At 67.7% G+C, this 9,625-nt stretch carries 8 protein-coding genes; 6 read left to right on the top strand and 2 right to left on the bottom strand.

The window, feature by feature from the left end:
- The first annotated feature begins 5 nt into the window (after positions 1-5).
- Positions 6-1,001 (top strand): phosphoglycerate mutase, encoded by a 996-nt coding sequence (locus F9Z44_RS04455; protein ID WP_159603948.1) that lies wholly within the window; start codon positions 6-8, stop codon positions 999-1,001.
- Entirely contained in the window at positions 998-2,734 is a 1,737-nt protein-coding gene (gene recJ, locus F9Z44_RS04450) for a single-stranded-DNA-specific exonuclease RecJ (RefSeq protein ID WP_159603946.1), read from the top strand. Before F9Z44_RS04455 ends, recJ begins: the two co-directional genes overlap by 4 nt.
- A gap of 103 nt (positions 2,735-2,837) precedes the next feature.
- Here the strand turns inward: recJ and F9Z44_RS04445 are convergent, their stop codons facing one another.
- Complete coding sequence (locus F9Z44_RS04445) at positions 2,838-3,572, bottom strand: LytR/AlgR family response regulator transcription factor (protein WP_159603944.1); 735 nt, start codon at positions 3,570-3,572, stop codon at positions 2,838-2,840.
- A gap of 35 nt (positions 3,573-3,607) precedes the next feature.
- Positions 3,608-4,669: a sensor histidine kinase gene (locus F9Z44_RS04440; protein ID WP_159603942.1), complete on the bottom strand. Its 1,062-nt coding sequence runs from the start codon at positions 4,667-4,669 to the stop codon at positions 3,608-3,610.
- Between the two features lie 174 nt (positions 4,670-4,843).
- On the opposite strand from F9Z44_RS04440, the gene argH reads away from it, so the two are divergent.
- From argH to F9Z44_RS04420, 4 genes are all read left to right on the top strand, one after another.
- The gene (argH, locus tag F9Z44_RS04435) at positions 4,844-6,295 is read left to right on the top strand and encodes an argininosuccinate lyase (protein WP_159603940.1); all 1,452 of its coding nucleotides are present in this window, start codon (positions 4,844-4,846) and stop codon (positions 6,293-6,295) included.
- A 6-nt stretch (positions 6,296-6,301) separates the two neighbouring features.
- Positions 6,302-7,846 carry a bifunctional aminoglycoside phosphotransferase/ATP-binding protein gene (locus F9Z44_RS04430; RefSeq protein WP_236574252.1) on the top strand — a complete coding sequence of 515 codons (1,545 nt, stop codon included), beginning with the start codon at positions 6,302-6,304 and terminating at the stop codon, positions 7,844-7,846.
- A gap of 108 nt (positions 7,847-7,954) precedes the next feature.
- Complete coding sequence (locus tag F9Z44_RS04425; RefSeq protein ID WP_159603938.1) at positions 7,955-9,115, top strand: alpha-hydroxy acid oxidase; 1,161 nt, start codon at positions 7,955-7,957, stop codon at positions 9,113-9,115.
- On the top strand, positions 9,112-9,624 hold the full coding sequence (locus F9Z44_RS04420; RefSeq protein ID WP_159603936.1) for an anti-sigma factor domain-containing protein: 513 nt from the start codon (positions 9,112-9,114) through the stop codon (positions 9,622-9,624). Before F9Z44_RS04425 ends, F9Z44_RS04420 begins: the two co-directional genes overlap by 4 nt.
- Position 9,625: the final 1 nt, after the last annotated feature.

Here is a 9,625-nt window from a genome sequence, read left to right as displayed (position 1 = left end):
GCGTCATGCCCGTTTCCCACATGGCCTCTGAGCCCGCTGACCACCTGCTGGTTCCTTTTGCCAGCGCCAGCGATCCCGCCTGCCGGGCGGTGCTGCAAGGGCTGCCACTGCCCCAGCTCACCGCTTTGCTGGCCGAGCTGCAACCCGCGCACACCGACAGCGACACCGACCACAGCCTGAGTGCGCCGCACGAGCGCGCGCTGGCGCGGGCCATCGGCCTGGTGCGCGCCGACGGCTCGGCCTACCCCGACGGCCTGCTGCCCTGGGCCGCGGCCGCGAGCACGCAGCCCCACACGCCCCAAGCCTGGCTCTCGCCCTGTCACTTTCAGGTCGGCATGGAGCAGGTGACGCTGCTGCCGGGGGAACAACTGGGCCTGACCGACGAACACGCCCGCCCTTTGTTCGATGCACTTGCGCCCTACTGCGCCGAGGACGGCATCACCCTGCGCTACGAGTCCGCCACGCGCTGGCACGCCAGCGGCGAGGTGCTGCGCGGCATCGCCTGCGCCAGCCTGGACCGTGTGAGCGGGCGCTCGGTCGAAGCCTGGATGACCGACAGCTCGGCCAACCCGGCGGGCGGTCAACTGCTCAAGCGGCTGCAAAGCGAAGCGCAGATGCTGTTCTACACACACCCCGCGTTTGATGCGCGCGAGGCGCTTCGACTGCACCCCGTCAACGGCTTCTGGCTCAGCGGGGCAGGAGCGATTGACCACGCAACCGTCTTGCAGCCGACCCCGACCCTGCCGAACGAATTGCGCAACGCCGCCCTGCAGGCCGACTGGACACGCTGGAAGGACGCGTGGATAGCCCTGGACAGCGGCAACATCAAAAACCTCCTGGAGCTTGTGCGCCGTGGCCTGCCGGTCACACTCACCCTGTGCGGCGAGCGCAGCGCGCAGTGCTTCACAAATGCGCCGCGCGGCGCCGTGGCGCGCGCTGGCCGCCTCATCAAGAACTGGCTGGGCAACGCCCCGGCCTGGAAGACCCTGGAAACCCTATGAAGATCATCACCCGCGACGTGCCGCCCCGCGCCGCTTGGGCGCTCGAGCAAGGCGGCCTGCACCCGCTGCTGGCGCGCCTGTTTGCCGCACGCGGCATCACCAGCACCGACGAACTCGACGACGCGCTGGCCCGCCTGATCCCGCCTTCGCAGATGTGGGGCGCACAGGACGCCGCGCGTGCCCTGGCCGATGCCATGGCCGCCAACCAGGCCATCTGCATCGTGGCCGACTACGACTGCGACGGCGCCACCGCCTGCGCGGTGGGCCTGCGTGGCCTGCGCCTGCTGGGCGCACCCATGGGCTTCGACCGTGTGAACTACCTCGTGCCCGACCGCGTGACCGACGGCTACGGCCTCACGCCCTCCATATCGAAGCGCGTGAAGGCGCAGGGTGCCGACGTGCTGGTGACGGTGGACAACGGCATCGCCAGCGTGGACGGTGTGCGTGCAGCGCGCGAACTCGGCCTGCAGGTGATCGTGACCGACCACCACCTGCCGGCCATCAAAGACGGCGAGGTGGTGTTGCCGCAGGACTGCATCATCGTGAATCCCAACCAACCCGGCTGCACCTTCGAGAGCAAGTCGATCGCCGGCGTGGGCGTGATGTTTTATGTGCTGCTGGCGCTGCGCGCGGAACTCCGCGAACGCGGTGTGTTCACCGCCCAGACCCAGCCCAAGATCGACGCACTGCTGCCGCTCGTGGCACTCGGCACGGTGGCCGATGTGGTCAAGCTCGACGCCAACAACCGCCGCCTTGTCGCCCAGGGCTTGAAGCGCGTGCGCGCCGGGGCCATGCCGCCGGGCATGACGGCGCTGTTCAACGTGGCCGCGCGCAAGCCCGAGGCGGCCACCGGATTCGATTTCGGCTTCGCACTCGGCCCACGTCTGAACGCGGCCGGGCGCCTGGCCGACATGACGCTGGGCATCGAGTGCCTGACCACCGACGACGCGCTGCGCGCCGACGAACTCGCGCGCACGCTGGACGGCATCAACCGCGAGCGCAAGGCCATCGAGGGCGACATGCGCGACCAGGCCTTGCAGATGGCCGAGGAGATGTTCGACGAGTCCGAGGAGCCGCCACCAGCACTCATCGTGTTCGACCCTGATTTCCACGAGGGCGTGGTCGGCATCGTGGCCTCGCGCCTCAAAGACAAGCTGCACCGCCCCACCTTCGTGTTTGCAGCCAGCGGTGCCGAGGGCAAGGAGAACGAGCTCAAGGGATCGGGGCGCTCGATCGCGGGCTTCCATCTGCGCGACGCGCTCGACCTGGTGGCCAAGCGCCACCCGGGCGTGTTGCTGCGCTTCGGAGGCCACGCCATGGCGGCCGGTTGCACCATCGACGAGGAGCACCTGGAGACGTTCGAAGCCGCGCTGCAGCAAGTGGCCCACGAGTGGCTGGACGCGGCCACGCTGCAGCGCCGCATGGAGGCAGACGGTGCGCTGGACACGAAGTACCGCCGCGCCGATCTGGTGGACACGCTGCACAAGGAGGTGTGGGGCCAGGGGTTTGCGCCGCCGGTGTTCTGCGAAGAGGTGCAGGTGGTGTCGCAGCGGCTGGTGGGCGAGAAGCACCTGGCGCTCAAACTCAAGCACCAGGGGGAGCCGGTGGACGGGATCTGGTTCGGCCACACCGAGCCTTTGCCGGCCCGCGTGAAAATCGCGTTTCGCCTGGATGCGGACGAGTGGCAGGGCCAGCGGCGGGTGCGGTTCCTGGTCGAAGCTGCAGAAACTTGAGCACTCCCGCGCCGCCTGCGGCGTCACCTCCTCAAGGGGGCAATACCTGCGGCCAGGCAAAGCCAGTTCCGCGGTGTTCCGTGCTGGTGGCGCGCCGAAACAATCAGCTCATCAGCGCTTCACGAACCGCAGCCAATTGACGGCGCGACACCGCAAGGCGCTCCTCGACCCCGTCCAGCCGCACCGTCCAGCCCTCACCCTCGACCGGGTCGTTGTGCTTCTCCACCGCCCGCACGGCGCGGCGCGACACCAGGGCGTTGCGGTGAACGCGCACGAAGAGGTGCGCATAACGTTGCTCCAGATCGCTCAGCGCACCGTCAAAGATGTGTTCCTTGTCGGCCGTGCGAACCGTGATGTACTTCAGCTCGGCCTTGAGGTAGATCACGTCGGCCAGTGCCACGCGCTCGCTGCGACCACGCTCCTGGATGATCAGGCTCTCGGGCAGCCCCACGTCAACGGTGGATTCGGCGCGCAGGCGCTGCACCTTCTGCAGGGCTTGCTGAAGACGCTCGCGGCGCACCGGCTTGGTCAGGTAGTCCACCGCCTCCAGGTCAAAGGCCTGCACCGCGTGCTCGGCATAGGCGGTGATGAACACCACGGCCGGTGGCGCCGCCAGTTCGCGCAGGGTCTTGGCCAGGGTCATGCCGTCCACGCCGGGCATGTGGATGTCCAGCAGCACCAGATCACACCCGGTGCGCTGGATCAGCTCCATCGCCTGCACGGCGTTGGCCGCCTCACCCACCACGTCCGCGCGCGGCTCGCTGCATTCGCCGAGCAGGGTGCGCAGCCTTGACCGCGCCAATGCTTCATCGTCAACGATCAGTACCTTCAGTGTCATGTCACGCTCCGTAGCCAGACCTGTTCAATACCCGCTTATACCGGTATTTCAAGTCGAACCTGAAACACCCCATTGACCAATGCGCTCTGGAAGCGCCCCTGCACATCGTGCAACAGCGCCAGACGCTGTCGAACGTTGTCCAGCGCCAGCCCGTTGCCGCGCCGCCCGCTGCCCGCCGGCACGGTGTTGGTGACCTTGATCACCACCAGACCACCGCGCCGCTGGGTGCTGATGCGCACCACCGCCCCCGAAGGACTGGGCTCCACGCCATGCTTCACCGCATTTTCCACCAGCGGCTGCAGGATGAGGGGAGGTAATTTGGCCTTGGAGGCCGCGTCGTCCACGCTCCATTCCACCTTCAGCCGGTCACCAAAACGCACCTGCTCGATGGCCGGGTAGTGCTCGGCCAGCTCCAGTTCCTGCCACAGGGGCACCGCCTCCTGGGCATCGGCCAGGGCATGGCGAAACAGCTCGCTCAAGTCTTCCAGCAGGCTCTCGGCCTTGGCGGGCTCCTCGCGCACCAGAGCAATGGCGCTGTTGAGCGTGTTGAACAGGAAATGCGGCCGGATGCGCGCCTGCAGCTCGGCCAGCCGCGCGGTGGTGCCCGCGGGCATGCGGGCCTTGGCGCGCCACACCAGCGCACCCACCAGCACCGCCGACACCAGCGCGCCAGAAGCCCCGCTGGCCACCCAGGGCGCCCCGTTGGCCAGCCCCATGAGCACCAGCAAGCCACAACCGTACAGGCCGGCCAGCGCACCCAGCCCGATGCACGCCATCCATTGGGCCCGGACCTCCATGCGTCCGAGCTTGCGCTTGAAAGCACACACACACAGCAACCAGGCCAGCACGGCGGGCAGCGCGGCACCCGTGAGCACCGCCATCTGGGTGATCCAGCCCACCGGACTCGACGCACCAAAGAGTGCGGCCACCGACACGATGGCCTGCACAAACAGCACGGCGCGAAGCACCACGCCCACCTGGCAGGTGTCAAACACCCGGTCGCGCGCACGGACGTGCTCGGGCATCTCCTCCAGCGACTGCGTGCCCAGGGTGCTGGGCAGATCCTGGAAGGTCGATAAAATTCGGGAGTCTTTCATGGGGCGTGCGTCAATGCTCGGGTCGGTCGACGTGGGATTGTGCGTTGATCCGGGTCCTGCGCCCGGCAATCGCACAGGGTTGCGATCGAAAGATCATTCAAACCCTCTTTGCCCGCCCTGTGTCCTGCGGTCCTCCGCTCCTTACGTTCCCTCAAAAGCCGCTGGCAACACCGTATGTCCACCAACCAATTCGACAAGAAATCCGAAGCCTGGTCCGCCCTATTCTCGGAGCCCATGAGCGAGTTGGTCAAGCGATACACGGCCAGCGTCTTCTTCGACAAACGCCTCTGGCAAGCCGACATCACAGGCAGCCTCGCCCACGCCGAGATGCTGGCCGCGCAAGGCATCATCGGCGCGGCCGACCTGGCCTCCATCCAGCAGGGCATGGCCCAGATCACCACCGAGATCGAGGCCGGCAACTTCGAGTGGAAACTCGACCTCGAAGACGTACACCTCAACATCGAGGCCCGCCTGACCCAGCTGGTGGGTGATGCGGGCAAGCGCCTGCACACCGGCCGCAGCCGCAACGACCAGGTGGCCACCGACGTTCGCCTGTGGCTGCGCAGCGAGATCGATCTCATCGTCCCGCTGCTGGGCGAGTTGCAGGGCGCGCTGGTGGACGTGGCGGAGAAAAACGTGGAGGTGATCCTGCCGGGCTTCACCCACCTGCAGGTGGCGCAGCCAGTGAGCTTTGCGCACCACCTGCTGGCCTATGTGGAGATGTTCTCGCGCGACGCCGAGCGCATGGTCGACGTGCGCCGCCGCACCAACCGCCTGCCGCTGGGTTCGGCCGCGCTGGCCGGCACCACCTACCCGCTGGACCGCGAGCGCGTGGCGCGCAGCCTGGGCATGGTGAATGAGCGCGGTGAGCCGCAGGTGTGCCAGAACAGCCTGGACGGCGTGAGCGACCGCGACTTCGCCATCGAGTTCACCGCCGCGGCCTCGCTGTGCATGGTGCACATCAGCCGCTTCAGCGAAGAGCTGATCCTGTGGATGAGCCAGAACTTCGGTTTCGTGAAGATCGCCGACCGCTTCACCACCGGCTCGTCGATCATGCCGCAGAAGAAGAACCCCGACGTGCCCGAACTCGCGCGAGGCAAGACCGGCCGCGTGGTCGGCCACCTCATGGGTCTGATCACGCTCATGAAGGGCCAGCCGCTGGCCTACAACAAGGACAACCAGGAAGACAAGGAGCCGCTGTTCGACACCGTGGACACCCTGAAGGACACGCTGCGCATCTTCGTGGAGATGGTGGGTGGACAGCCCAACCCTGCCACGGGTGCGAAGGAAGGCGGCATCACGGTGAATGCCGTGGCCATGGAAGAAGCGGCCAAGAAGGGCTACGCCACCGCCACCGACCTGGCCGACTACCTGGTGAAGAAGGGCCTGCCGTTTCGCGACGCGCACGAGACCGTGGCCCATGCGGTCAAGGCCGCCGTCACGCACAACTGCGACCTGTCGGAACTGCCCCTGGCGGTGCTGCAGGGCTTCAACGCCAGCATCGAAAAGGACGTGTACGAATGCCTGAGCCTGCGCGGCAGCCTCAATGCGCGCAACACACTGGGCGGCACGGCGCCCGCCCAGGTGCGCGCGCAGATCGCGCGCCACCGCGCCCGCCTGGCCTGAGCGCCCGTGACGCCCCCGGCATCCGCTCTCATCACGGCACTGCTGGACCCGGCGCGTTACCCGCACCCGGTGCAACGCGTGGAACTCATGGAAACCCACGGCGCCTGGGTGCTGCTGGCGGGTGGGCACGCCTACAAGATCAAGAAGCCGGTGCGCCTGCCCTTCATGGACTTCGGCACGCTCGCGCTGCGGCGCGCGGCCTGTCAAGCCGAGGTGCGGCTCAACCGGCGCTTCGAGACCACCGACCCGGCCTCGCACCTCTACCTGGGCGCGCTGCCCATCGCCGGCCCTGCCCACCAGCCCCGTTGGGGCGATGCGGGCACGGACGACGACCAGGTCATCGAATGGGCGGTGCACATGCGCCGCTTCGACGAGGCCCACCGCCTCGACCACCTGTGCGCGCGCGGCGCCCTGCGGCCCGAACACCTCACCTCGCTGGCGCAGCGCATGGCCGCGTTCCAGGCCACCGCTGCGGTGGCGCCCGCGAACGGCTCTTGGGGCCGGGCCGAGGACACCCTGGCCTTCGCACGCGACAACATCGCCACCCTGCGCAAGGGCTTGACCGCCGACCGCGATGCGGCACTGATCGAACAACTGGCCCGGTGGACCGAATCGGGCTTCACGCACCTCGCCCCGCTGATGGTGCAGCGCCTGGGCGAAGGCCGGGTGCGCGAGGGCCACGGCGACCTGCACCTGGCCAATCTCGTGCTCATTGGCAACGAGGTCGTGCCCTTCGACGGCATCGAGTTCAACGACGCGCTGCGCTGGATCGACGTGGCCAGCGACATGGCCTTCGCCTGGATGGATCTGCTCGACCACGGCCAGCCCGGGCTGGCCAACGGCCTGCTCAGCGACTGGCTGGACGCCAGCGGCGACACCACCGCCCCCGACGTGCTGCCCTTTTTCGCGGTGTACCGCGCCCTGGTGCGCGCCAAGGTGGCGGTGATCCGCAGCACGCAGGCCGGCGCCGACGTGGCCGTCTCGTTGCAGGAAGCGCGCGGATATACAGCGCTGGCACAGCGCATCGCGCACCCACCCGAGCCGCAACTCGTCATCACGCACGGCCTCTCGGGCAGCGGCAAGACCTGGGCTTCCACCCGCTGGCTGCAGGCCGAGACCAGTGGCCGGGCCATCCGCCTGCGCTCCGACGTGGAACGCAAGCGCCTGCACGGCCTGAGCGCCACGCAGGCCAGCGGCTCGGGCCTGAACAGCGGCCTGTACAGCCCGCAGGCGCACACCGACACCTACGCCCACCTGCTGGCCCGTGCGCAGCACCTGCTGCAAGAGGGCTGGTCGGTGCTGGTGGACGCAGCCTTTCTGCGCCACCACGAGCGCGAGGCCTTCTGTGCGCTGGCACGGTCGTTGGCCTGTCCTTTTCACATCCTGGCCACCGAGGCGCCGCTGGCCGTGCTGCGCGAGCGCATCACCGCTCGGCAGGCCCACGGCGCCGATGCTTCGGAAGCCACGGTGGCGGTGCTGGAGCAGCAATTGGGCTGGCTGGAACCCCTGGGTGCGGACGAGCGCGCGCAGTGCCTGCCAGTGGCGCCCTGAAGTGCACCACCAAAAATTTCAATCCGCACTGTCCCGCTTTCACAAGCCATCGGCCAGGGTGACCGCTACCATGGTCGCCACACCTGCCCCAACAACACTGGAGACCCCATGACCGTCATCACCACCGTGGAAGACCTGCGCGTGCTCGCCCAGCAGCGCGTACCGCGCATGTTCTACGACTACGCCGATTCCGGCTCATGGACCGAGAGCACCTACCGCGCCAACAACGAGGACTTCCAGAAGATCAAGCTGCGCCAGCGCGTGGCGGTGAACATGGAAAACCGCAGCACGCGCACGACCATGATCGGGCAGGACGTGGCCATGCCGGTGGCGATTGCGCCCACGGGTCTCACCGGCATGCAGCACGCCGACGGCGAGATCCTGGCCGCGCGCGCGGCGAAGAAGATGGGCATTCCGTTCACGCTGTCCACCATGAGCATCTGCTCCATCGAAGACGTGGCCCAGCACGCGGGCGAGGGTTTCTGGTTCCAGCTGTATGTGATGAAGGACCGCGCGTTCATCGAGCGCCTGATCGACCGCGCCAAGGCCGCCAAGTGCGCAGCCCTGGTGCTCACGCTCGATCTGCAGATCCTCGGCCAGCGCCACAAAGACCTGAAGAACGGTCTGTCGGCCCCGCCCAAGCTCACCATCGCCAACATGATCAACATCGCCAGCAAGCCGCGCTGGGCGCTGGGCATGCTGGGCACGAAGCGCAAACAGTTCGGCAACATCGTTGGCCATGTGAGCGGCGTGGACAACATGGGCAGCCTGAGCGAATGGACCGCCAAGCAGTTCGACCCGGCGCTCAACTGGGGCGACGTGGAGTGGATCAAGAAGCGCTGGGGCGGCAAGCTCATCCTCAAGGGCATTCAGGACGTGGAAGACGCGAAGCTGTCGGTGGCCTCGGGCGCCGACGCGCTGATCGTGAGCAACCACGGCGGGCGCCAGCTCGATGGGGCGCAGAGCAGCATCGAGGCGCTGCCAACGATCCTGGACGCGGTGGGCGGCCAGATCGAGGTGCACATGGACGGTGGCATCCGCAGCGGGCAGGACGTGCTCAAGGCCCGCGCCCTGGGTGCGCAGGGTGTCTACATCGGCAGGCCCATGCTCTACGGCCTGGGCGCCATGGGCGAGGCCGGCGTGAGCAAGTGCCTGGAGATCATCCACCGCGAGCTCGACCTCACCATGGCCTTCTGCGGCCACACCAACATCGAGACGGTGGACAAAAGTATCCTGCTGCCCGGCTCCTTCCCCACCGCCACGCCATGAACCCCGTTGAGCCGGTGGCGCGGCCCCGCACCTCCAAGCTGTGGCTGGGCATCAGCGTGGTGCTGGCGCTGGTGCTGCTGGTGGGCGCGGCCACCATGGCCAGCATGTACGAACAACTCAAGGCGCAGATCGTGCACCTGCAGGAACGCCTGGCGGTCACGCCGCAGGTGCGCTATGTGTCGGTGATGCTGGACGCCCAGGAACTGCCGGCCCTGCTGGTGACCATGGACCCACAGGCCGGCGTGTTGCAGGTGCAGCGGCTCAACGAAGTGAAGGAAGGCCGCGAGGACAGCATGCAGCTCTGGGCGATCGCTGGCGACCAGCCGCCGCGTTCGCTGGGCGTGATCCAGAGCAAGTTCAAGACACTGCAACTGCCTGCGAAAGACACCGCGCTGGCCGGTGTGACGAAGCTTGCGATCAGCGTGGAAGACAAGGGCGGCGTGCCCGAGGCAGCGGGTCCGCGCTTGCCTTACCTGTTTCAGGGTTGGCTGATCCAGAAGGCGATCTGAC

The sequence above is a fragment of the Hydrogenophaga sp. PBL-H3 genome (assembly GCF_010104355.1).
GTDB lineage: Bacteria > Pseudomonadota > Gammaproteobacteria > Burkholderiales > Burkholderiaceae_C > Hydrogenophaga.
This window is presented reverse-complemented; position numbering and strand designations above follow the sequence as displayed.